The 24,888-nt window shown below is 37.5% G+C and carries 22 protein-coding genes; 11 read left to right on the top strand and 11 right to left on the bottom strand.

Annotation, left to right across the window (positions count from 1 at the left end; all coding sequences use genetic code 11):
- Positions 1 to 96 precede the first annotated feature (96 nt).
- On the bottom strand, positions 97 to 2,118 hold the full coding sequence (ftsH, locus tag A1704_RS10965; protein ID WP_062673282.1) for an ATP-dependent zinc metalloprotease FtsH: 2,022 nt from the start codon (positions 2,116 to 2,118) through the stop codon (positions 97 to 99).
- A gap of 21 nt (positions 2,119 to 2,139) precedes the next feature.
- The gene (gene rsfS, locus A1704_RS10960) at positions 2,140 to 2,505 is read right to left on the bottom strand and encodes a ribosome silencing factor (RefSeq protein ID WP_047097448.1); all 366 of its coding nucleotides are present in this window, start codon (positions 2,503 to 2,505) and stop codon (positions 2,140 to 2,142) included.
- Between the two features lie 87 nt (positions 2,506 to 2,592).
- On the opposite strand from rsfS, the gene A1704_RS10955 reads away from it, so the two are divergent.
- A complete protein-coding gene (locus tag A1704_RS10955) occupies positions 2,593 to 3,306 on the top strand; it encodes a biotin--[acetyl-CoA-carboxylase] ligase (RefSeq protein ID WP_062673279.1) in 714 nt (237 codons plus the stop codon).
- Here A1704_RS10955 and A1704_RS10950 read toward each other — a convergent pair.
- From A1704_RS10950 to A1704_RS10935, 4 genes are all read right to left on the bottom strand, one after another.
- The gene (locus A1704_RS10950) at positions 3,300 to 4,412 is read right to left on the bottom strand and encodes an LptF/LptG family permease (RefSeq protein WP_034691587.1); all 1,113 of its coding nucleotides are present in this window, start codon (positions 4,410 to 4,412) and stop codon (positions 3,300 to 3,302) included. The two genes, A1704_RS10955 and A1704_RS10950, sit on opposite strands and share 7 nt — an antisense overlap.
- Before the next feature lie 6 nt (positions 4,413 to 4,418).
- Positions 4,419 to 5,549 carry a tRNA guanosine(34) transglycosylase Tgt gene (tgt, locus tag A1704_RS10945; protein WP_062673277.1) on the bottom strand — a complete coding sequence of 377 codons (1,131 nt, stop codon included), beginning with the start codon at positions 5,547 to 5,549 and terminating at the stop codon, positions 4,419 to 4,421.
- A 66-nt stretch (positions 5,550 to 5,615) separates the two neighbouring features.
- The gene (locus A1704_RS10940; protein ID WP_238590607.1) at positions 5,616 to 5,984 is read right to left on the bottom strand and encodes a DUF4296 domain-containing protein; all 369 of its coding nucleotides are present in this window, start codon (positions 5,982 to 5,984) and stop codon (positions 5,616 to 5,618) included.
- Positions 5,985 to 5,989: 5 nt separating this feature from the next.
- On the bottom strand, positions 5,990 to 6,706 hold the full coding sequence (locus A1704_RS10935; protein ID WP_034691591.1) for a polyprenol monophosphomannose synthase: 717 nt from the start codon (positions 6,704 to 6,706) through the stop codon (positions 5,990 to 5,992).
- Positions 6,707 to 6,948: 242 nt separating this feature from the next.
- Between A1704_RS10935 and A1704_RS10930 the strand changes: the two genes are divergently transcribed.
- The 5 genes from A1704_RS10930 (at position 6,949) to A1704_RS10910 (ending at position 11,337) form a co-directional block, all read left to right on the top strand.
- Positions 6,949 to 7,617: a DUF4271 domain-containing protein gene (locus A1704_RS10930; protein WP_051934165.1), complete on the top strand. Its 669-nt coding sequence runs from the start codon at positions 6,949 to 6,951 to the stop codon at positions 7,615 to 7,617.
- 12 nt (positions 7,618 to 7,629) lie between these two features.
- Complete coding sequence (locus A1704_RS10925) at positions 7,630 to 8,370, top strand: uroporphyrinogen-III synthase (protein WP_034691594.1); 741 nt, start codon at positions 7,630 to 7,632, stop codon at positions 8,368 to 8,370.
- A 171-nt stretch (positions 8,371 to 8,541) separates the two neighbouring features.
- Positions 8,542 to 10,587, top strand: a complete 2,046-nt coding sequence (locus A1704_RS10920; RefSeq protein WP_062673273.1) for a S9 family peptidase — start codon at positions 8,542 to 8,544, stop codon at positions 10,585 to 10,587.
- A 10-nt stretch (positions 10,588 to 10,597) separates the two neighbouring features.
- A complete protein-coding gene (locus A1704_RS10915) occupies positions 10,598 to 10,957 on the top strand; it encodes a four helix bundle protein (RefSeq protein ID WP_062673271.1) in 360 nt (119 codons plus the stop codon).
- Between the two features lie 41 nt (positions 10,958 to 10,998).
- On the top strand, positions 10,999 to 11,337 hold the full coding sequence (locus tag A1704_RS10910) for a hypothetical protein (RefSeq protein WP_062673269.1): 339 nt from the start codon (positions 10,999 to 11,001) through the stop codon (positions 11,335 to 11,337).
- Between the two features lie 140 nt (positions 11,338 to 11,477).
- Here the strand turns inward: A1704_RS10910 and A1704_RS10905 are convergent, their stop codons facing one another.
- The gene (locus A1704_RS10905; protein ID WP_062673266.1) at positions 11,478 to 11,969 is read right to left on the bottom strand and encodes an SRPBCC family protein; all 492 of its coding nucleotides are present in this window, start codon (positions 11,967 to 11,969) and stop codon (positions 11,478 to 11,480) included.
- Between the two features lie 201 nt (positions 11,970 to 12,170).
- Between A1704_RS10905 and A1704_RS10900 the strand changes: the two genes are divergently transcribed.
- From A1704_RS10900 to A1704_RS10880, 5 genes are all read left to right on the top strand, one after another.
- Positions 12,171 to 13,715, top strand: coding sequence for a sensor histidine kinase (locus A1704_RS10900; protein ID WP_062673264.1), 1,545 nt, complete (start codon positions 12,171 to 12,173; stop codon positions 13,713 to 13,715).
- A 162-nt stretch (positions 13,716 to 13,877) separates the two neighbouring features.
- Positions 13,878 to 14,564: a response regulator transcription factor gene (locus tag A1704_RS10895; protein WP_002982671.1), complete on the top strand. Its 687-nt coding sequence runs from the start codon at positions 13,878 to 13,880 to the stop codon at positions 14,562 to 14,564.
- A 78-nt stretch (positions 14,565 to 14,642) separates the two neighbouring features.
- Positions 14,643 to 15,287 (top strand): hypothetical protein, encoded by a 645-nt coding sequence (locus A1704_RS10890; RefSeq protein ID WP_238590606.1) that lies wholly within the window; start codon positions 14,643 to 14,645, stop codon positions 15,285 to 15,287.
- Positions 15,288 to 15,306: 19 nt separating this feature from the next.
- Positions 15,307 to 15,669: a hypothetical protein gene (locus A1704_RS10885; RefSeq protein ID WP_062673261.1), complete on the top strand. Its 363-nt coding sequence runs from the start codon at positions 15,307 to 15,309 to the stop codon at positions 15,667 to 15,669.
- Between the two features lie 69 nt (positions 15,670 to 15,738).
- Complete coding sequence (locus tag A1704_RS10880; protein ID WP_082798761.1) at positions 15,739 to 18,444, top strand: TonB-dependent receptor domain-containing protein; 2,706 nt, start codon at positions 15,739 to 15,741, stop codon at positions 18,442 to 18,444.
- Positions 18,445 to 18,606: 162 nt separating this feature from the next.
- Here A1704_RS10880 and A1704_RS10875 read toward each other — a convergent pair whose 3' ends face one another.
- The 4 genes from A1704_RS10875 to A1704_RS10860 all read right to left on the bottom strand — a co-directional run bounded on the left by A1704_RS10875 (position 18,607) and on the right by A1704_RS10860 (position 24,834).
- On the bottom strand, positions 18,607 to 19,104 hold the full coding sequence (locus tag A1704_RS10875) for a cupin domain-containing protein (RefSeq protein ID WP_062673259.1): 498 nt from the start codon (positions 19,102 to 19,104) through the stop codon (positions 18,607 to 18,609).
- A gap of 24 nt (positions 19,105 to 19,128) precedes the next feature.
- Positions 19,129 to 21,411: a GH92 family glycosyl hydrolase gene (locus A1704_RS10870; RefSeq protein ID WP_062673257.1), complete on the bottom strand. Its 2,283-nt coding sequence runs from the start codon at positions 21,409 to 21,411 to the stop codon at positions 19,129 to 19,131.
- Positions 21,412 to 21,432: 21 nt separating this feature from the next.
- Positions 21,433 to 22,293 (bottom strand): ROK family protein, encoded by an 861-nt coding sequence (locus A1704_RS10865; protein WP_062673255.1) that lies wholly within the window; start codon positions 22,291 to 22,293, stop codon positions 21,433 to 21,435.
- Positions 22,294 to 22,425: 132 nt separating this feature from the next.
- Positions 22,426 to 24,834 (bottom strand): endo-beta-N-acetylglucosaminidase H, encoded by a 2,409-nt coding sequence (locus A1704_RS10860; RefSeq protein ID WP_062673253.1) that lies wholly within the window; start codon positions 24,832 to 24,834, stop codon positions 22,426 to 22,428.
- Between the last annotated feature and the right edge of the window lie 54 nt (positions 24,835 to 24,888).

Below are 24,888 nucleotides of genomic sequence, written 5' to 3'. Positions count from 1 at the left end.
ATTAATTACAATAGTATCCAAAATATCTCCTTAAATATGAAAAAACCTGACAACTTGAAGTCGTCAGGTTTTTATGAATTCTATTTTTTAAGAGTCTTAAAGCTGTGTTGGGCTTTCTGGAGCCTGTATTTCGCTTTCTTCTTCTTTTTCTTTGATCTGAGGTGTTTCCACTACTACCGGCTGATCTTTTTCAGGAATAGTATTGGTTACAGGTTTCTCTGTCAATTCAGGATCCCATGCTCTTTTTCCGAATATTTCTTCTAAGTCTTCACGGAAGATCACCTCTTTTTCCAACAGTTTGCTGGCTAAAGCATCAAGCTTGTCTTTATTATCAGCAAGAATTCTTACTGCTCTCTCGTATTGGTTTTCGATGATGGATTTGATCTCTGCATCAATCTTAGTAGCTGTTTCTTCAGAATATGGTTTTCCGAAATTATACTCAGACTGGCCTGAACTGTCATAGTAAGAAATATTACCGATATTCGGGCTTAATCCGTAGATCGTTACCATAGCCTGAGCTCTCTTCGTTACTGTTTCCAGGTCAGAAAGTGCTCCTGTAGAAATGTTATTGAAAATAACCTGCTCTGCTGCTCTACCTCCTAATGTTGCACACATTTCATCCAACATCTGTTCAGTTGTGGTAAGCTGTCTTTCTTCAGGAAGGTACCATGCTGCTCCTAGTGAACGTCCTCTGGGAACGATCGTCACCTTTAAAAGTGGAGATGCGTGTTCTACCAACCATGATATCGTAGCGTGACCTGCTTCGTGGTAAGCCACTCTTCTTTTTTCAGAAGGTTTGATTGCTTTATTTTTCTTTTCAAGACCACCGATGATTCTGTCTACAGCATCAAGGAAATCCTGTTTTGTTACGGAAGTATGGTTATTTCTTGCTGCGATAAGCGCCGCTTCGTTACAAACGTTGGCAATATCCGCTCCACTGAATCCTGGAGTCTGTTTTGCAAGAAATTCTCTGTCTACATTATCATCAAGTTTGATCTTTTTCAAATGAACATCAAAGATCTGTCTTCTTTCATGAAGCTCCGGAAGGTCTACATAGATAGATCGGTCAAAACGCCCGGCTCTCATCAAAGCTTTATCAAGGATATCCGCTCTGTTGGTTGCTGCCATTACGATAACGTTAGTGTCTGTTCCGAAACCATCCATTTCAGTAAGAAGCTGGTTCAAGGTATTTTCTCTTTCGTCGTTTCCGCCGGAGAAATTATTTTTTCCTCTTGCACGTCCGATAGCATCAATCTCATCAATGAAGATAATGGCCGGAGATTTTGCTTTTGCCTGAGCAAAAAGGTCTCTTACTCTGGAAGCTCCTACCCCAACAAACATTTCAACGAAATCAGAACCTGAAAGTGAGAAAAACGGAACTTTAGCTTCCCCTGCAACCGCTTTCGCCAATAGGGTTTTACCAGTTCCCGGAGGCCCTACTAAAAGAACTCCTTTAGGAATTTTACCTCCCAGCTTTGTATATTTCTCGGAGTTTTTCAAGAAGTCTACTACTTCCTGAACTTCTTCTTTAGCACCTTCCAATCCTGCAACATCCTTGAATGTTACCTGAATTCTTTCTTTTTCGTCGAAAAGCTTCGCTTTAGATTTTCCGATAGAGAAAATTTGTCCACCAGGACCTCCGCCACCGCCCATCTTTCTGAAAAGAAGGAAGTAGAATAATCCTAAAATTGAAATCCAAACCAGCGCAGGGATTAAGATATCCATTAATGCGCTCTTCCCTGTACCGTAATCTTTGGTTGTTTTAATAACCGGATTGCTGGCTTTGACCTGTTCAAATTTCTGAAGGAAAAGTTGAAGATCTCCGTATTTCACAGAAAAATCTGCTTTTGGAGCCATTTCGAAGGCAGAAAGAGGGTTGTTTTCTTTTCCGGCTTTGGAAACCATTGCCGATTTTGCTTCTTTTGTTAGGAAAACATCAGCTTTCTCTATGTCTTTGTATATAATTATATTCTGGACTTTGCCCGCCTGCATTTCTCTAAAGAAACCATCTTCATCAATAGATTTTGCTGCATCACCTCCAAGGAAGTTGGAGCCAAAGAATAGCAAAAGAGCTACGATTGCAATAGGAAAGAACCAGTTGAATCCTTTATTATTCATTTAGACTTTTTAAAATTTTTATTATTCATTTTCAATTCTGGTAATGACTGCGTCACCCCAAAGCTCTTCTATATCGTAGTACTCACGTACCTGTTTCTGGAATATATGAACCACCACTGAAACGTAATCCACCAATACCCACATCGCATTCTCAGTACCTTCTACGTGCCAAGGTCTGTCCTGCAGTTCGTTTCTTACTTTCTTCTCTACACTTCCTGCCAATGCAGCTACCTGTGTATTTGAGTTTCCACTACATATCACGAACGTTTCTGCTACGGAGTTTTCGATGTTTGAAAGATCGAAGATCATAATGTCTTCTCCTTTTACATCCTGGATAGCTTCAACGATTTTATCTATTAACGCTTGTTTTTCTGCTGTTTTATTCATTAAAAAAATACTATAATCTGCAAATTTATTGTTTTTTCTTTACTTTAACCTTACTTTTACCTTCTTAATCTCTTAAAGTTTTCTTAAATGAGCCAACTCTTCTACCTGAAAGAATGTTCTTCTACTAATGACGAAATATCAAAGTTTTTACTTTACGGAGATTCAAATTTTATAGGGCTTCATACTTTTAATCAAACTAAAGGCCGTGGTCAGTATGGAAATATCTGGACTCAGACCGCCGGAAAAAATCTGGCTTATACGCTGGCAGTGAATACTCAGAACATCCTGTGCTCCGACTTTATGTTCAATTATTATACCGCAATGGTGATCCGGGATTTCCTTGCCAAATTGTCTGACTCTGAGGTAAAAATCAAATGGCCGAATGATATTATCCTTAAAGGTAAAAAAATCGTTGGAATTTTAATAGAAAAGAAAAAAATTAATCAAAATAATTATTTCATTATCGGAGCCGGGATCAATATTCTTCAGGAAAGTTTTGATGAAATATCCAATGCAGGATCACTTCTGACGCAGACAGGGATCCGATTTGATCTGGAAGAACTTGCATTCAACCTTCATGAATATTTGTCTGAAAGGCTTAAAAGCATACCTTCAGATCAGGAAATTCTGGATGGATTTAATAAAAATCTTTTCAGAAAGGATCAGATCTCAGTTTTTGAAATTGAAAAAGAGCGACAAAATGGCATCATCCGACATGCAGACGAAAAAGGTGAACTCTGGATCGAACTGGAAGACGGAATGCATTCCTTTTATCACAAAGAAGTAAAATTACTTTACTGATTAGCTCTCTTGATATACAAATAAAGGGTAAGCGGCAAAAACACCATATTAGGCAGCCACATGGCTACAGCCGGAGACAAACTTTTATTTTCCGAAACCACTTTTAAGGCTTCGAATGAAAACACGAAAATGAAGGCCAATGAAATCCCGATGGCTAGATTGACTCCTAATCCTCCTCTTTTCTTCTGTGATGACAGGGAAAGCGCCAGAAATGTCAGTATAATGATTGAAACAGGCATGGAAGTTCTCTGGTGAAGTTCATTCAGATAAGAGTTCAGGTTACTGTTTCCTCTTTCTTTTTCTCTTTCAATGAATTTCAAAAGTTCGGGAGTGGTTTTATTTTGTCCCAAAAGCTCATTCGGGAAAAGTTCTTCCGGAGAATGCCCGTAATTTTTCCTTAATTCTATTCCGTTACCGAGTTTTTCGGTATTGTCTTTATTGATTGTTTTTTCCAGATAGTTATTTAGAACAAACTGTTTTTTAGCTTTATCCCAGTATACTTCGCTTGCCTTCAGCTCATAGGTCATTTTTCTGTCTTTATCATATTTCTGATAGACAAAACTCGACCCTCTTTTTTCTCTTTTATTCCAAGAATCAACGAAAATATATTCCGTCTTACTCAGCTGTGAAGAAGCAGGAGCGGTTCCTAAAATCTTTTCTTTATTGGCTGCATTATAAGTATAGGCTTCCAGCTCATTTTTCTTGATATTGGCCCATGGCAGCACCATATGGTACACTACAAGGGCGATCAATCCAATAAAAATGGAAGTAACCAGATAGGGCTTGGAAAACCTGTGAAAACTGGCTCCACTACTGATAATAGCAACAATTTCAGTATTATTTGCCATTCTGGAGGTAAAATAGATCACCGAAATAAATACCAGAATGGAAAGGAAAGTCACCACAAGATTGATGATCCAGAAAGGATAAAAATGGATAAGAAAATAGGTCAGATCCAGTTTCGGATCAATGGCCTTGGCATTTTCTATCCTTGGAATCTTTTGCTGAACATCGATTACCAATACGACTATAGACAATAATACCAACATGAAACTGAAAGTTCCAAGGTATTTTTTAATGATATATCTGTCTACAATTTTAAGCATATTCTCTTACAGTCTTTGTCTAAGAACCGGTACTACAGAGTTTTTCCATTCATAGAAATCACCTGCCATAATATGTTCTCTGGCTACTTTTACTAAATCAAGGTAGAATGCCAGATTATGAATCGAAGCAATCTGTTTTGCCAGATATTCTTTAGATACAAACAAGTGACGAAGATACGCTTTTGAATATTCACCATCTACAAAACTGGTCCCAAATTCATCCAAAGGCGAAAAATCGCGCTTCCATTTTTCATTTTTAAGGTTCATCACCCCTTGCCATGTAAAAAGCATTGCATTCCTTGCATTTCTTGTTGGCATTACACAATCCATCATATCAATTCCCAGCCCGATCGATTCAAGAATATTCCAAGGAGTTCCTACTCCCATCAGGTATCTAGGTTTTTCTTTTGGAAGGATGTCTGTCACTTCATCAGTGATTCTGTACATTTCTTCTTCAGGCTCTCCTACCGAAAGTCCTCCGATAGCATTTCCTTCTGCTCCTGCTTCAGAAATTACTTCTGCAGAAATTTTTCGAAGGTCAGAATAAGTAGATCCCTGAACAATCGGGAAAAGTCTTTGTTTATGTCCGTATAATTCAGGATTATCGTTAGTCCAGTCAATACATCTTTTCAGCCAACGGTGGGTAAGCTCCATAGATGATTTCGCCTGGTTGTAATCACAAGGGTAAGGTGTACATTCATCAAAAGCCATGAAAATGTCAGCTCCGATCTGTCTTTGAATCTCCATTGATCTTTCCGGAGAGAACATATGATAACTTCCGTCGATGTGAGATTTGAATCTCGCACCTTCTTCCGTCATTTTTCTGTTACTTGCCAGTGAAAATACCTGAAAACCTCCTGAATCGGTAAGAATAGGAAGATCCCAGTTCATGAATTTGTGTAAACCACCTGCATCCTGCATCGTTTCCATGCCCGGACGAAGGTATAGGTGATAAGTATTTCCCAGAATAATCTGAGCTTTAATGTCTTCTTTTAATTCTCTCTGATGAACTGTCTTTACACTTGCTACAGTTCCCACAGGCATAAAAATAGGAGTTTGAATCTTCCCGTGATCTGTGGTAATTTCCCCTGCTCTTGCTTTTCCTTCAGAGGTTTTTTCTATATTAAAAAATTTCATCTCTATACTTTTTTAAATGCACTGTTTTGACCAGTGATTTTGTGTGACAGAAACTTCCAGCCTTATTTACCTTACTACAGGCATTACAGGACCATTCTGTTTCAGTCTTTCCTTTACATATTTATCTGCTTTGGGATCTTTTTTCAGCAATATTTCCTGTGCATCACTGGTAATCCCATCCATTTCTTCTTTAATCACATAGTATTTGAAACTATTTACAAAATCATCAGGCTTTACCTTATGTGATTTCAAAACAGCTCTGGTTCCTGCTTCCATATTTTTGTCAGGATATACAAAAATAGCCTGATCGTTGATGGCAAGATCGGCAATGATTTCAGCCATCAAACCTTTATCGACCAGATTTTTGGGCTTATCAATATAATCGCTGCACGAACACAAGCCCAACAAAACGAAAATAAAGATTAACTTTTTCATCAGTTTCATAATCTGTTGATGATTGATTTCCATTTTAAATTCAATACCCCGAAAACTGCTTCATGGATAATTCCACCATTCATTTTGCTTTCTCCTAAAATTCTGTTGGTAAATATAATAGGAACTTCTACAATTCTGAAACCTTTTTTAAATGCTCTGAATTTCATTTCAATCTGAAATCCATATCCCTTCAGTTTCACATTATCCAATCCTATTTCTTCCAATACTTTTCTTGAAAAGCAGACAAATCCCGCTGTCGTATCATGAATTGGAAGGCCTAATACAAACCTTACATATTTGGATGCAAAATAAGAAAGCAGCACTCTTCCCATAGGCCAGTTCACTACATTCACTCCTTTTGAGTAACGGGAACCGATCGCCATATCTGCATTTTTACATGCTTCAAAAAGCTTCGGCAGATCGTTAGGATTGTGGGAAAAATCGGCATCCATCTCAAAAATATAATCGTATTTATTTTCGATGGCCCATTTAAACCCGTGGATATATGCCTTTCCCAATCCGTCTTTTACATGCCTTATGGACAGGTGCAGGTAATGCGGATGTTTCTTCTGCAGTTCTTTTACAATTTCTGCAGTTCCGTCAGGAGAAGAATCATCTACTACTAAGATATGAAAGTCATCTTCCAATGCAAAAACTGCGGAAATAATATTTTCAATATTTTCCTTTTCGTTATAGGTCGGGATGATGACGAGTTTTTTCATTTCAGTTTGCAAAGATAGTTTATTTAACCTTTTTATTTTATACAAAATAATCTATAATTTTGCAAAAATATTTCTCGGGGATTAAGCGGATGATACAGAAACTTTTATTCAACAGATCTGAACAATACGTAAAATCGATGAGAGCAAATATTTTAACTGCAGGTTCATGGACCTGGTGACAGGAAAACCTGTGCCGGACTGTGTCATTCTGAAGTTAAATAATAAATAAAAAAACTTAAATTTTGCCATCATCACAACACTTCATCAATCACGTAAGAATACCTGAAAATAATGATTGGGTAATCTTTATCCTTGTGGGCTGTATATTTTTATATGTTTTTATGATGAACGTCATAGAAAGGGATGCCAGTCTCAAAGATTTTCTGCTTCAGAAATATTTTGATGCAAGCAACAACCTTCCCAGCTGGATTATCACGTCCTGTGTAACGACACTTACCCTGTCTGTATTAATTTCACAGTACGTTCCAATAGTACCGAAATATATTGCAGATCTTCAGCTTCTGGGATATCAGCTTAATAAATTTGGATATACATTGCTGGCGGTGCTGCTTTTTTATTTAACAAAATCAACATTAGGATTTCTATTTTACCAAAGTATAGGGGACGGAAAAAAATGGACTATTTTTTATTTTACCTCCACAAAATTTTATTTCATTCTTTCATTTTTGCTAATAATTCTTTGTGTAGCCCATTATTACTTCCCGATAGACAGAAATAAAATGTTTTTATATTATTTCTGCTTCTTCGCTTTTGTATTCATTTTCAAAGTATTTTTCTATTTATTTCACAAGAACAAGATTCTTCCCGAGAAATGGTATTATAAATTTTTGTATATTTGCACCCTCCAAATCGCACCATTATTATTGCTTTGGAAGTTGTTATTTTTTTAATAAAAGTCAATGATGAGAATAAAGTCTATATTGGTTTCTCAACCAGCGCCTAGTGAGTCTTCTCCATATTTGGATATAGCGAAGAAGGAAAAAATAAAGATTGATTTCCGTCCATTTATCCACGTCGAAGGGGTTGACAATAAAGAGCTCAGAACACAGAAAATAGATCTGACGCAGTATACCGGTATTATTTTTACCAGTAAAAATGCGATTGACCATTACTTCAGACTCGCGGAGGAATTACGTTTTGCTGTTCCGGATACGATGAGATACATCTGCCAGTCGGAAGCAATTGCCAACTACCTTCAAAAGCATATTGTGTACAGAAAAAGAAAAATCAGCTTTGGGGAGAAAAACTTCTCAGACCTGCTTCCTCTTTTCAAAAAATTCCCAACTGAAAAATATCTGTTGCCATCTTCAGATGTTTTGAGTCCGGATATTGTAAAAACCATGGATGCATCTAATGTAGACTGGACAAGAGCAATTATGTACCGTACCGTATGCAGCGACCTTACAGATATCAATGTCAAAGATTATGACATGCTGATTTTCTTCAGTCCGCAGGGAATAAAATCGCTACAACAAAATTTCCCTGACTTCAAGCAGGATGAAACAAAGATCGGAGTTTTTGGAAACACGACTTTGGCAGCTGCAGAAGAAGCAGGATTAAAAGTAGATTTAATGGCACCTACGAAGGAAACTCCTTCTATGACAATGGCCCTTGAAAAGTATATTAAAGCACTTCACAAATAGTCTTTAATTATAAAAATACAATGAACCATCTTTTCAATAAAGGAAAGATGGTTTTTTTTTACCTAAATTTGAACAAAAATTAATATTGAAAGGATTTCTGCTTAAATTACTTACTTTCAGAAGAAAAAAGTATAAGAACATTCTATTCAATAAAAAAATAAAATACCCCGGATGAAAGCTCCACAGGCAAAAAAAATTGAAAAAATACTAGAAACCCACGGCGATATAAGAACCGATAATTACTTTTGGCTGAACGAAAGGGAAAACCCTGAAGTGATCAAATACATTGAGGAAGAAAATGCCTACGAAGAATTCATCATGAAAGATACGGAAGCCCTTCAGGAAGAGCTTTTCGAAGAGATGAAAGCCCGCTACAAAAAGGACGATGAGTCTCTTCCTTATTTCTTTAATGAGTACTGGTATATTGTACGTTATGAAGAAGGCAAAGAATATCCTATCTTCTGCAGAAAGTATAAAGGCCTTGAGAATGATGAGGAAATTGTACTCGACGTTAATATTCTGGCAGAAGGTAAAGAGTTTTTTGAAGTAGGAAGTGTTGCCGTAAGCCCCAGCAACGAACTGACTTCTTTTTCTTCCGATGATGTAGGAAGAAGAATTTATACACTAAATTTTAAAAACTTAAAAACCGGAGAAATCCTGCCGGACACTATTCCTAATACGACAGGAAAAGCTGTTTGGGCAAATGATAACCAACATATATTTTACATCAGAAAAGATAAAAGTCTTCGTGCATTTCAGGTGTACAGACACAAGCTGGGAACAGATTCAGCGGAAGATGTTCTGATTTTTCATGAAGAGGATGAGACTTTTGATGTCAATGTATTTAAGACAAAATCATTAGAGTATATTTTCATTGCAAGCTCCAGCACTATTTCTGATGAACATCGTTTTATTCCTTCTGACAACGTATTTGCAGAATGGACGGTGATCCAGCCAAGGATAGAGGATCTTGAATATTCAGTAGAGCATTATGAAGATGAATTTTATATCATTACCAATGCGGATGATGCGATCAATTTCAAGATTGTAAAGACAAAGATTGATAACTGCAGCATGGAAAATTGGGTCGATGTGATTCCGCACCGTGCAGAAGTTTTACTGGAAGGTTTTGAGATCTTTAAAGATTATCTGGTTCTCGAGGAAAGAGAAAGAGGATTGCTTCAGATCAAAATCATTGACGAGAAAACACAGGAATCTTACTACTTACCTTTCTCAGATCCTACTTATACAGCTTATATCGGGATCAATCTGGAATTTGATACGGAAATTTTACGCTATGGATATACTTCCCTTACACAGCCTAGTTCCACGTATGAGTACAACATGAAGGAAAAGACGACAAAACTTCTGAAACAACAGGAAGTTTTGGGTGGAAAGTTTGCTCCTGAAAATTATATTTCGGAGAGAATCTGGGCAGATTCAAGAGATGGAAAGACAAAAGTTCCTATTTCCCTGGTTTATCATAAAGACACTAAGAAATTACCTGACACTCCCCTTCTTTTATATGGATATGGAAGCTACGGACATACTGTTGATGCCAGCTTTTCCAATGTAAGATTGTCTTTGCTGGATAGAGGATTTATTTATGCTATTGCTCACATCCGTGGTGGAGAATATCTGGGAAGAGAATGGTATGAAGACGGAAAGATGTTGTTTAAGAAAAATACATTCTTTGATTTTATTGACGCAGGAAAATACCTGATCAGAGAAAATTATACTTCATCCAAACATATGTATGCCATGGGAGGAAGTGCCGGCGGATTGCTGGTAGGCGCTGTGGTAAATTATGAACCTCAGTTATTCAACGGAATTGTGGCACAGGTACCTTTTGTAGATGTTGTTACAACAATGCTGGATGATACAATTCCTTTGACAACCGGAGAATATGATGAGTGGGGAAATCCTAATGATAAGGAATACTATCATTATATGAAAGACTATTCTCCTTATGATAATGTAGAAGCGAAAGATTATCCGCATATGCTGATCACGACAGGATTTCATGATTCTCAGGTACAGTATTGGGAACCTGCAAAATGGACGGCAAAACTGAGAGAATTAAAAACAGATAATAATATTTTAGTCTTCAAAACCGACATGAGCTCCGGACACGGAGGGGCAAGCGGAAGATTTGAATCTCTGAAAGAAGATGCATTAGAATATGCATTCCTGTTGAAAATAAATGATAATTCATAAATGATAAATGATGGATAGCCCGGATTATAACACAATTTTTGCTTTTAAAACAAAGCAGCTAGCCATCATGATTATTAAAGAATTTTCTAAACTTCCACATAATGAAGCCTTTTCTGTGATCAGAAAACAAATATTTCGGTCTTCTACTTCTATGGCTGCTAATTATAGAGCTATGTGCAGAGCAAGATCAAAAGCTGAGCGGTTTTCTAAAATATCTATCGTGATTGAAGAAACTGATGAAACTTTGTTTTGGTTTGAAATGTTAGAGGAACTGAAATATGTTCAAAAAGAAATTATAGCAGATATAAAAATAAAGACTGAAGAAATACTGAAAGTAACTTCTTCCTATAGAAAAATGCTAAAGAACTAACTTTATCATTGATCAACTATCATTTATCATTTAAATATATTATGAACGAAACTGAATACTGGAAAAAAATAGAACAATTCTTTGAAGACAATTTCCAGACTGAAAAGAACCCACCCATTGAAACCCTTTTATTTCTGATAGGATTACAGGAGTTGGGAAGCGGCCAGCAAAGATATACAAAAGAAGACAAGGTAAACCTGATTCATATTGCAGTCTGCAGATTGCTCGAGCCTTTTGGATATTATAAATTTACCCACTATGAAGACGGATGGCCCCACTTTGAAACTGTGGAAGAACTTCCGGAACTCAAACCTAATGAGCAGACTTTGCTTATGAAAAAGGCGATTATCCAGTACTTTCAGGAAGAAGAGCTTTTGTAAAAGCAGGAAGCCTGAAGATGGAAGCAGGAAGTTAATCAACACCGTGTAACTTTTCTATTCTAAATAGAAAATTTCGGATCTTTCCTTGGGAAAGATCCGAAATTTTTTATTTATTAAGAATCAAGTTGCGTATCGTATTCTTATCCAATCAATTCTTCCAATTGATTAAGCCCCATTTTAAAACCTTCTTCAAATCCCATATCCATAAGCTTTTTCATCACTTCAGGAGAATGGTAATGGATATTGATGGTTACTTTAGTTCCTTCCTCCACTCCGGTAAAGCCAATCAGCCATTTTGACCTTGGGAAGTCTTCATTGACATTGCCTTTTTCATCACAGAAAGCACTCATCCAGTCAAGACTTCTGTGTTCTGTAATTTCTCCATATTGAGTCTGAGAATACATAGGCCCTTTTTCTCCGTTTGGTCCTACCATCGTATACATCCAGATCCCTCCTTCTTTGAAATCCTGACTTACCGTTTCACATTTCCACGGTTTAGGCCCCCACCATTGATCCAGTAATTCGGCTTCTGTAAAATACTTCCACACTGTTGAAACATCAGCCTTATAAATCTTCATGACATAAGTACTGGACGCATCAAAATCTTTGTTGAAAATGATATTAGATTCCATAAATATTTATTTTTAATAAAGTTAACACTTTATTTATTGAAAGGGACTTTTCATATGACAACTAAAAGATAATTCATAAATAATTGTTAAAAAACACTCTTTTAAGAAAAAAAAAACAATTTTTTGGCTCGTTTTTTGTTTAGGTACTCTTAAAACAATTAATTTTAACATTCATTTTTCCAAAACCTATATAATTAAATAATGAATAACAAATTCATCCCAATAATTTCAGTGTTTATGACAATCTCACTGATTGTCTTTGTGACGCTCCAATTTTATTGGTTGAAAGGCTATTACGGCGTACTGGAACAGGATTTTTCAAATAAAGTGTATGCGGTTTTGGAAAGTACTTCAAAAAGTATTGAAGAGATTGAAGCTGACAAATACCTGAATCAGGATTATAAAGATTTCAGAAAAAATATTCTTGCGAACAGCAAACAGCCATCTTTAACTACCATTCAGCAAGTAGAAGACTCCGGGACTCAAAGACAGATTATTTATTCCAAAAATATCATTGAAAAAACGCAGCTGCCTATTTCTCAAAAAGGAGATTCTATCAAGCTGACTACATTGTATACAGACGAAGCTGCTTATAAAATAAAAAGAGATACCACCAATCGCGAACTTTTAACGCAAGATATCAATCAGGAGATTGAGACGGGAGATTATTCCATGAAAGAGTTTGTGAAAGTATATGGAAACAACCTTCCTATTACTAAAAGAGTAGATCCGAAAACACTTGACTCCGTTATTGCCAAAGAACTGAAAATAAGAGGTATCACTGCCAAGTTCGGATATGGAGTTCTGGATCGTAATAATAAGCTTACAAGCATTGCCAATAAGGCTTATAAAGAAAAGAAGGACAGTAATACCTACAGCTTTCCTCTTTTTGCGGATAAGAAAAATACATTATACAGCCTTGCCCTGGTATTTCCTAAAAAAGAATATTCCCTCGCGATGAATAACTGGCCGATGCTTTTGGGAACATTCCTTTCTCTACTTACCATTCTTGGAATTTATATTATTTCCATCAATTATATGATGAGGCAGAAAAAACTTGCTGAAGTGAAAACAGACTTCATCAACAACATGTCTCACGAGTTTAAGACACCATTGGCAACCATTTCTGTAGCCACGGATTCTTTGGCTAATGACAAAATTGCCACCAATCCGGATAAGGTAAAATACTATTCCGAACTGATCAAGCAGGAGAACTTAAGGATGAAAAAGCAGGTGGAAAATGTACTTAACATGTCCAAGCTTGAGCGAAATGAAGTGGAATTATTTTTAAAAGAGACCAACGTAAGAGAGCTGATCAAAAAAACGACAGAATCTTTCAACCTGATTGTACAACAAAGGAATGGAACCCTTACGCAGAAGTTTACGGCCACTCAGTATAATTTTAAAATAGATGAATTCCACATCTCCAATATGCTGGTCAACTTACTGGATAATGCCAATAAATATTCTCCTGAAGCACCGGAAATACATGTGGAAACAAGAAATGAAGGACACTGGTATGTAATTGAAATTTCCGATAAGGGAATGGGGATGGATACGCAGAATAAAACCAAAATTTTCGAAAAATTCTTTAGAGAAGAAACCGGAAATATTCACAACGTAAAAGGCCAGGGATTAGGTCTTTCTTACGTGAAGAAAATTGTAGAACTGCACAAAGGACAGATTATCGTAGACTCTCATAAAGGAAAAGGAAGTACATTCACGATAAAACTACCGATGAGCTAGAAAAATAAATGATAGATGATAATCGATAAATGATAAAACTTCTCCACCACATCAATTATCAATGATCATTCATCAATTATAAAAAGTGTAACCAAATATCAAAATATAGAAGATAGAGTGAGGAAGTTCATTCTTAATTGTTAATTTTTAATTATTAAAATTATGAGCAACAGAATATTATTAGTAGAGGACGATCAGAGTTTCGGGGCGGTGCTTAAAGATTATTTGACCATCAATAATTTTGAAGTAACTCTTGCCACTGATGGGGAGCAGGGACTTAAAGAATTTACGGAAAATGAATTCGACATCTGCATATTTGACGTAATGATGCCTAAAAAAGACGGATTTTCATTAGCGGAAGACGTAAAAAAGATTGATAAAAATACACCGATCATTTTCCTTACTGCAAGAAACATGAGAGAAGATATCCTGAAGGGATATCAGTTAGGTGCTGATGATTATATTACAAAACCTTTTGATACTGAGCTTCTATTATACAAAATAAAAGCAATTCTTCAGAGAAGTTCTACCCTGGAAAATGAAGAACAGGAGCAGTTCAAGATCAGCAATATCTTCTTTGATTCTATGCTGAGACAGCTGAAAGTAGGTGATAAAGAATACAAACTTTCGCCTAAAGAAAATGAATTATTAAAACTTCTTTGCATCCACAGAAATGATTTCATGCCGAGAGACCTTGCTTTAAGAAAGATCTGGAAAAAGGAAAATTACTTTACAGCAAGAAGTATGGACGTTTATATTGCCAAGCTTCGTAAGTTATTAAAAGACGACGAAGGATTGGAAATCATCAACGTTCACGGAGAAGGATTTAGACTTTTGGTAAAAAATTAATCCAAAAATCAAATTATAAGTATAAAATTAGCAAAACAATTGAAAATGTTTTGCTAATTTTGTTTCATACCCATGGATATGAAGAATACATTTATAGGTTTGATCGCCGTATCACTCTTAGCTGCATCCTGTAAAAAGGATGAGAGAGCTACTTACTTAAAAGAAGAAGCCAACGCTGGCCAGCCCAACGTAGCCCTAAATACAACCTCAAAAACCGCTCTGATGGAACAGGCAGGCATCCAGTCTAACGTTGCTCCTGCTCCTATGGCTACCGTTCCGGGAATGAATCCTCCACACGGGCAACCTGGACACCGATGCGATATTCCGGTAGGACAACCTTTAAATGGTCAACCTGCTGCAGCTACTCCCGCTACGCAAAATGTAAACGTGAACGGAGGCAATACCATCCAGATTGATCCGAATGCTGTATCACCAGGGAAAATTTCCCTTGATAACAATGGAAAACAGGTTAAAACCGCTCCAGGAATGAATCCTCCCCACGGGCAGCCTGGACACCGATGTGATATTCCGGTAGGCCAGCCATTAAACAGTAAGCCCGCACCCACACCACAGCCAGCACAAAATGTAGTTCAGCCTTCTCCAAGTCCGGCTCCTGCACCTGCTGCACAGAATCTGGCGATGGGTGAAAAACCAAAACTGAATCCGGCACACGGAGAACCTTGGCACAGCTGTTCTCTAAAAGTTGGTGATCCTTTGCCATAAATTTTGTATTTTTGCAGAGATGAAGCTGTTTCACATACTTGCCATAGTGTTTTGCCTGGGAGTCTTTCTGATTCCCAAGGATAATTTCTATGCGCAAGAGGCCCAGGAAACATGCTGTAAAGCAGAGTCTTCAAAAAAAATGGATTGCTGTAAAAATCATTCTTCAAAAAAAGACAGCAACCATGATAAAACAAAATCATGTAAAGATGACTGCTGCTCATCATGCATTGCCTGCTATACTTTTATTGAAACCCCTTTTTCAAAAAATCTACGTCTGGAACTGTCTTATTATAAATCGAATAAGAATCCTCAGTTTCAGTATGCTGATCCTTATCTTTCAGACCGTTTAAAGGAAATCTGGCAACCGCCCAAGATAGGTTAATTAAAACATCAAGGGTTCATTATGTCTTATAGTGAACTATTTTTTAATTAATTTAAACTTTTAAACAAAATGAAATTATATATTTCCAGGTTGATACTTGGTGGATTATTCCTATTTACACAATTTATAGCTGCTCAAACACTTTCAAAAAATCAGTTCAAGGTAAAAGGGAACTGTGAAATGTGCAAAACAAGAATTGAAAGTGCCGCTAAAAAAGCGGGTGCAAAAACAGCAGTATACTCTATTGATCTTCAAACCTTAACCTTTGAAACAGACAAAGCATCCGCCGATGATATTCTGAAAAAAGTAGCAGAAGCAGGTCATGATAACGAAAAATTCAAAGCTCCTGACACAACCTATGAAGGACTTCCGGGATGTTGTCATTACGACAGAGATGCAAAGTCTTCACAGGCAGAAACCAATCATGAGCATCATGCAGAGGCTACTATTTCCACTAAAAAAGAGAATGAATTCTATGTAAGAGGAAACTGTGCTTCTTGTAAAGCCAGAATTGAAAAAGCATCAAAAGATGCGGGGGCTGATACTGCGGAATGGAATGCAGAGAAACAAACGGTTACTTTGAATTTTGACCCTTCAAAAACCTCATCGGATAAGATTTTAAAGGCTATTGCTGATGCAGGTCATGATAATGAAAAATACAAAGCTTCTGATGCTGTTTACAACGGACTTCCGGGATGCTGCCTGTATGACAGAGAGTTTACTTTTGGGCAGCCTAATCCAAAGGTTCATTACGAAGAAGCAACAAAGCATGAAGATCATAAAGACAATGAGACTTCATTAGCTAAAGAGGATCATTCTCAACATGAAAAAAATATTGATGGTGTTGTGGTAACGGGTTCTAAGGCAGCAACAGCTTTAAGTAAAAAAGAAGCCGGACTTGTTTTTAATATTGATAAAAAAGAACTTTTAAAGGCTGCTTGTTGTAATTTATCTGAAAGTTTCGAAACCAATGCAACGGTAGATGTTTCTTTCAGCAATGCAGTTACGGGAACAAAACAGCTGAAAATGCTTGGGCTGGATCAGAAATATACCAGCTTAACGAAGGAACAACTCCCTGAAATCAGAGGATTGGCTTCTGCTTATGGATTAAATTTTATCCCGGGAAGATGGATCGAAAGTATTCAGCTTACCAAAGGAGGAAGTACGGTAACCAACGGTTATGAAAGTATCACAGGACAGATCAATACTGAGCTTTTAAAAAATGCCAAGACGCCTGAAACGTCACTGAACCTTTTTTCTGACTTCAATGGAAGAGCAGAAATCAATATCACCAATGTTTCTCCGATCAACGATAAATGGTCGCAAACTTTCCTTCTTCACGGAAACGGAACGTTTGGAAATACAGATATGAACCATGATGGTTTTCTGGATAGACCGAAAGGAACACAGATTAATGCAGCATATTTGCTGAACTATAACGATCTTGAAAAGTCGGGGTTCGGGTCTCATTTTGGAATTAATTTTATCAGAGATGAAAGAACGGCAGGACAGATTGGTTTTGATAAAAAACTGGGTCAGGACAAACAGCCTTTTTATGGGGTTGGAATCGATATTTCAAGATTCCAGGTCTGGAATAAAACTGGGTATGTTTTTAAAGGAAAACCTTACCAGAGTATCGGATGGATGAACCAGTATGTTTACCATCAGCAGGACAGCTTTTTTGGATTGAGAAATTATGCGGGACAGCAGCATACATACTATTCCAATTTAATTTTTGAAAGCATCATCGGAAATACCAACCACAAGTACAAGGCTGGTGCAAGTTTCTTATATGATGGTTATAAAGAAACGTATTTGCTGGATGATATGAGAAGAAATGAAATTGTACCGGGCATTTTTGCTGAATATACTTTAACTGGTTTAAAATATACTTTAGTAGCAGGTTCAAGAGTTGATTTCCACAACCTGGCAGGAACACAGTTTACGCCAAGATTGAACTTTAAATATGACTTCACACCTCAAACAATTTTAAGACTTTCTGCGGGAAGAGGTTTCAGAACAGCAAATGTATTTGCGGAAAGCCAGCAGTATTTTGCATCAAACAGAGCGATTAATATTCTACCTAATGGAGGAAATATTTATGGATTAAGACCTGAAATCGCATGGAATTATGGAGCCAGTTTACAACAGGAATTTAAGTTATTCGGAAGAAAATCAAGCATTATTGCTGACTTCTTCAGAACAGATTTCCAGGATCAGGTATTGGTAGATCTGGACAGATCTCCTCAACAGCTGACATTCTATAATCTGGATGGAAAATCTTTTGCCAATTCATTCCAGACTCAATGGGATTTCATGCCTGTAAAAAATCTTGAAGTAAGATTGGCATATAAATATTATGATGTGCAGGCTGATTATATCGGTGGAAGAAGAGAAGTTCCATTTATGGCAAAGCACAGAGGATTCGTGAATCTGGCCTATTCGACCAATAAAAGTGATAAAGGAGGATTCTGGAGTTTTGATACGACTTTAAACTGGGTCGGAAAGCAAAGACTTCCTGATACTTCAACGAATCCGGCAGAATTTCAGCTCCCAACTTATTCGGAATCATATGCAGTTCTTAATGCTCAGATCTCAAGAAATTTCAATAAAAAGATCAGAGCTTATGTAGGAGGAGAAAACCTGACTTCTTATTATCAGAAAAATACGATTGTAGATTTTAAAAATCCTTTCGGAAGCTATTTTGACGGAGGAATGGTATATGCTCCGATTATGAAGGCCAACTTCAATTTGGGACTGGATGTGACGTTTTAAAAGCAGGAAGTTGGAGGAATGAAGCTGGAGTACTGCTAGTAAAATTCACCGGTAATAACGAAGTAAATCCAACAGCTTTAAAAACCTCCAGTAACTCCCCTCTTACAGCCTCAGGCTTCCTTTCAATAAAAAATCCGCTTCAATGAAGCGGATTCTTTTTATTTATCTTCCAAAGTCATCCTGTACTCTTACGATATCATCTTCATCTGAAGGATTGGAAGCATCGGTATGCTGCCAGATTTCGGCAACGATTCCCCAGCCTGCAAGACCAATTAATCTGTGTCTTTCCCCCTGCTGAAGTTTCACCTGATCTTTCGGACCATATTCTTTCAATTCTCCCTCTTCATCGGTATTGCTTCTTTTGATGCCTACAGTTCCTTCTACTACCTGCCAGATTTCGGCTCTTCTGTGGTGATACTGCCAGCTTAATCTTGCTTCCGGAGCCACGATAAGAATTTTAGGGCTTAGCTTCCCTCCTATTCTCAGGCTGTCTACATCAATCCCGTCAAAATACTGGTTGGCAAAATCTTGTGCCTGTGTTTCATCAATCACAAAAAATCCTCCCCATGGTCTTGTATCATCTTTTGCAGCAATAGTAAAACCTTGTGTCTGCAGCATATTCTCTACTCTCTCGAATATTTCTTTTTTTTCTGTACTCATGCAGCTATATTTTTAATTTAAAAATTATTTATTTGATTCTTCTTTTGACATTGAATATGGGAAATCTTTTTCCTGTGTACCTCTTTCTTTATTAGGTTTGCTATCCATTTTAAAGTCTAACACGGCACCTTTCATCAATTCCTTGTGGCTTAGCCAGTTTTTGGAATAAAGCTGTTGGTTTACATTCAAAGATTTTACATATAAATTTTCCGCATTGTTTTCAGGAGCTTTTATTTCAATTTTCTTACCATTTTCAAGGTGAATGGTGGCTTCTTTAAATAATGGTGCTCCCAATACGTATTGATCTGTCGCCGGTGTTACCGGATAAAAACCTAGAGCTGAGAAAATATACCACGCAGAAGTCTGTCCATTATCTTCATCACCACAATATCCGTCCGGAGTTGCATGATACAATTTATTCATCACCTGTCTTGCCCAATATTGAGTTTTGTAAGGTGCTCCTGCATAATTATATAGATAGATCATGTGCTGAATAGGCTGGTTTCCGTGAGCGTACTGTCCCATGTTCATGATCTGCATTTCTCTGATCTCGTGGATCACGCCTCCATAATAACTGTCATCAAAAACAGGAGGCAGAGAAAAGACGTCATCCAATTTGGCTTCAAACTTCTTCTTTCCACCCATCAGTTCTGCCAAACCGTCAATGTCCTGGAAAACAGACCATGTGTAATGCCAGCTGTTTCCTTCTGTGAAAGCATCTCCCCATTTGAAAGGATTGAAAGGTTTCTGGAAGTTACCATCTTTATTTTTACCACGCATAAGGCCCGTCTCCTTGTCGAATACATTTTTGTAATTATATGCCCTTTTCTTATAGATATCAATTTCTGAAGCAGGCTTTCCTAATGCTTTTCCTAACTGATAGATTGAAAAATCATCATAAGCGTATTCTAATGTTCTTGCTGCATTTTCATTGATCTTTACATCGTAAGGAACATACCCCAGTTCATTATAATACTTTACTCCTGCGCGGCCTACAGCTTCTATAGGACCTTCATTGTTTGCTCCGTGTTTTACAGCCTGCCACAGCGCTTCTGTGTCATATCCGCGAAGTCCTTTGATGTAAGCATCTGCTACTACGGATGCGGAATTGTTTCCAATCATAATATCAGAATATCCCGGACTGCTCCACTCTGGTAAGAAACCACCTTCTTTATAAGCGTTGGCCAGTCCCTCCTGCATTTCCACATTAATGCTTGGATACACCAGATTCAGGAAAGGATATAGAGCACGGAAAGTATCCCAAAAACCGGTTCCTGCAAACATTCTTCCGTCTACAATTTTGCCATTGTATGGACTCCAATGTTTTATTTTATTTTGAGCATCAATCTCATATAACTTTTGCGGGAAGAATAAAGTTCTGTATAAAGAGGAATAAAAGGTTCTCATCTGCTGATCTGTTCCTCCTTTTACTTCTATTTTTCCTAATGTCTTATTCCAGATATTTTTAGCGTCGGTCTTGACCTGTTCAAAATTTCTGTTTCCGATTTCTCTTTTAAGATTCAGTTCTGCCTGTTCAAAGCTGATGAATGAAGAAGCTACTTTTGCGTAAACCGTTTCTTTATTTTTAAGCTTAAATCCTACCACAGCTCCGGTGTGATCACTGGTAATTTCTAACTGATCATTCACCAGTTTATCATCTTTCCAGGTTTTTGTGAGTTCAAAATCTTTATCAAACTGAATAACAAAGTAGTTTTTAAAGTTTTCGTATTTCCCGGTAGAATATCTTGTAGTATATCCGAGGATTTTTCTTTCTTTTGGTAAAATTTTGATATAAGATCCTTTGTTCAAAGCATCAACCACTACGTAAGCGCTGTCTGTCTTTGGAAAATCAAATTTAAAATAAGAGGCTCTTTCAGTAGGTGTAAATTCTGTTGTGACATTGATATCAGCAAGATAAACGCTATAGAAATAAGGTGTGGTAACCTCAGCTTTATGGCTGAACCAGCTTGCTCTTTCGTCTTCTTTAAACTTCACTTTTCCAACTCCAGGCATGATGGCAAATGCGCCATAATCGTTCATCCAGGGAGACGGCTGGTGGGTTTGTTTAAATCCTTTTATTTTATCTGCATCGTAGGTATAGGCCCATCCGTCGCCCATTTTACCGGTCTGTGGTGTCCAGATATTCATTCCCCAAGGAAGTCCGACAGCCGGATAGGTATTTCCATTGGATAATGAAGGTTTGGATTGGGTTCCCATCAAAGGATTCACATAGTCTACGGGAGATACATTCTGACCTAAAGCCCAGGCCTGTAATAACAGTAAGCAAGTAGAAAATATAAACTTCATTGTATCTTTTCGTTTGTTAATTTATATACGCTTTTTTAATGCATAGCTGGCAGCTCCAAGAATGGCCGCATCTTCAAATATAGCAGAAATTTTAACCTGCAAGTTAATATTATTCTTGGTTAAGTTCTGAATAAATCTTTGCTCAAAATGAGGATAAGCCTTGGCAATATTTCCTCCTATAACTAAAACTTCCGGTTTGTAATGATCTACATATCTGACAATAAACTCAGAAAAGGAGTCTGCATAATCGTTAAACATTTGAGTCTGTATCTCTGTAGGTTTATCCAGAAGATCCTTCGTTCCTGAGATTTCTTCTCCGGTCAGTTCTTTATAATGATTCACAAACCAGCGTGTCGCCAGATAGTCTTCACTGATGGAATCTCTGAAGGGAGCATCCCATAAGTCTTCATCGGCAGCAAAATCTCCATTGAAGAAAGTAGTTCCCAATCCTGTTCCAAGAGTCACTCCAAAAGCACTGCTGAAACCTTGGGCACATCCTCCGAATACTTCTCCTTCCATAAACGCAGCCGCATCATTTACAAAATGAATCTGCTTCTGAGAAATGGCCAGCCTTTTTGCCAGTTCTTCTTTAATATTGACCTGATAGATATCAATAAATTTTCCCTGCCGCATAAGAGATATTCCATTTTCATAATCGAAAGGTCCCGGCATTGCGATACCGATTAAAAGATCTTCTTTTACCAGATCATGAGCCACCTTATTAATGGCTGAAATCCAAGCTTTGAAAATAACTTCTTTGTTTTCGAAAGCATCTACATGTTCTCTTACATAGGTTGATGAAATGATTTCACGTTTTCCAGCATCTACCTGAGCCAGCGTAATGTGCGACCCTCCGATATCAATTCCTACTATATTCTGCATTATTTTTTATTTTAAATTTAAGGTCCTTCCCGTGACTGAAAAAACAGACAAACAGAAGTACACTTCTGTCTGTCTGCTTTGTATTTCAGACGCTATTTTATTAGTTCCTATAACTATTTCATTATCTGAATTTTACTTCACAATAATTTTACCGGTTGATATTACTTTACTGTTCGCAGATGTAATCTTGTAAATATAAGTACCACTGATTAAATCCTGCGTATTGACTGCGTTATTATTTTGATTAATATTCTGTTTTTTGATCAATTTTCCTGAAGCATCATACAATGCCACTTCACTTGCAGAGTTGTCACTGATAGCAAAGTGAAGATCATTTCCTCGTTTCACAGGGTTCGGATAGACTGCGCTGTTGTCTTTCACAGATTCAACATCTTTCACTGCAAGATTAGAAGCACAGGCAACATCTGTTCTCCAGTTGGCATCTGTCATATTGATCAGGGTTGCAAAATGAGTGTTGGCCGTAGCATCCAAAGCTCCCATTCCACTTCCTTCATCCATTTTCCAGTTCGCTTCAAGACCTGTAGAATTGGCAGGAACATTACAGCTGTTACTTAAAATTTCCTGTGGTGTTAATGCCTTTTTCCAAACTCTGAATTCATCAAGAAAGCCATTGAGTGTACGGGAATTGTCATAGTTTCTTCCCAGATAAAGAATTCCGTTTGCCGTAAAGTTACCCGTTACTGCAAAAGTAGCATCAAGATTACCATTGACATAAATTTTCATGGCTGTTCCATCATAAGTAGCTGCTATATGATACCATGTATTGGTGTTGAATGAAGTATTCGTATTCAATTTCACCTGTGACGAACCAAAACTTAATATAAACTGCAGCTTATTATTCGCAAGGTTGCCGTCTCCGAAACGAAGCATCGCCGAGTTATTATCTCCTACTTCAACGCCCATTACCGATGAGATGTAAGGGAAAGCAGATTTAAATGAGTTTACTTTTACCCAACCTTCAAAGGTCACCGCGTTTCCACTCAGGTTAAATTGTCCTGCGTTAAGATAATGCGTGCTTCCGTTGAAAGCAAGAGATCTTGCACCCGGACTTGTAACCGGAGCGAAACCACTGTTGAATGATCCTTCTCCTGAATAAGTACTTGTAGTTCCTCCTGTACATGAAGCCTGTACTTTCCACACATAACTTGTATTAGGTGTCAGGTTTTGTAATGAATAGGAATTGGTTGTAATATTTGGAATTTCAGTCCAGGTTGTGGCAGTAGCAGTTTTATACTGTAATGTATATGAAGTTGCATTTCCGGCATCCCATGATAACTGAGCCGTATTACCAAGGAAACTTCCGGAAGTCAATCCTGATGGCGTAGTGCAGCCACTTCCGGAGTTAAACCTTGGTGCAAAAATATAAGTACTTGTTAATGTCGGTGAGCAGTTAGACTGGATTCTCCAATCGTAATTGGTATTCAGGGTAAGGTTGCTGATGACAATATTATTTCCTGAATAATTATTGGCAACGTTTGTCCATACCGTTGAATTAGCTGGTTTATAATCAATATTGTAAGACTGAGAAGCATTGGAAGTCCAGTTCAGTTGAGCTGAAGTTCCTGTCACGTTGGAGACATCAAGCCCCAATGGCGGATCACAAGCCTGTCCCTGTGACCATGAATACAACTGACCACTTAAGAGTGTATTTTCATTATAAAGAATATTGGATCCTGTACTCAGGTAGCTGGCTACATTGGTTCCCGGCAGATCGTACCACATAAACACGCCGTATTGATCATTCTTTGTACTGTTCGCTAAGCTTGCCAGTGTAGTGGCAGAAGTTGAACTTGGATTCGAGTTCTGTATCCAGGTTGCCGCTGCAGAGATTTTAGATTTATCAAGAGGTGGAACAACAGGCGCATTGTAAGTACTGTACATGGCGTTCCAGGTGTAATTGATATAATTTCCTGCTAAATCTCCATTATACGTTTGTCTGGTTGTAGCCGGACCGTAGTAGTAGAATGTAATCAGTTTATCCGGCATTGCAGCTTTAAGCTCCTGTAATAACATAACAAAAGAACTGTTATTAGGCTGTCCTGTTCCGTTATTTCCGTATCCTGCATATTCATCATCAAGGTCTACTCCATCCAGGCCGTAGGTGTAAACGGTATGAGCAACCTGCAGAGCGAAATCTTTAGCCGCTTCACGGTTAGGGAAATTGGAAATTCCAGCTCCCTGGTGGTTTCCTAAAAGATCCAGCAATACTTTTATTCCTTTTTGCTGTAAAGGTTTTACATAGGTATTGACATCATTCAGAACTTTGGTAACGTTGTTATTATTTGAGATATAAGCACGGTTTTTAGAAACATCATAGTTGATATTCGCTGCAAAAATAATAGCAACATCAAAAAGCTGTCTGTTGGTATTCTGCAGAGTATACGAGCCTGCATTCAGCATATTGTTGTTGTTCACTTCCACATAACAGACTCCCAAAGGATTAAGCTGCTGTGCCTTGAGTGCCGGAGCTGATTGAAGCATCAAGGCCATTAAGGGAATAAAAAAGGATTTTTTTCTCATAGTATATCAATTTTGTAGTAGAAAAAATCATTGGGCCGAAGTCCAATGACGGGG

The organism is Chryseobacterium cucumeris (assembly GCF_001593385.1).
Classification (GTDB): Bacteria; Bacteroidota; Bacteroidia; order Flavobacteriales; family Weeksellaceae; genus Chryseobacterium; species Chryseobacterium cucumeris.
Note: the sequence above shows the minus strand (reverse complement) of the source record. Positions and strands in the feature narration are given on the sequence as shown.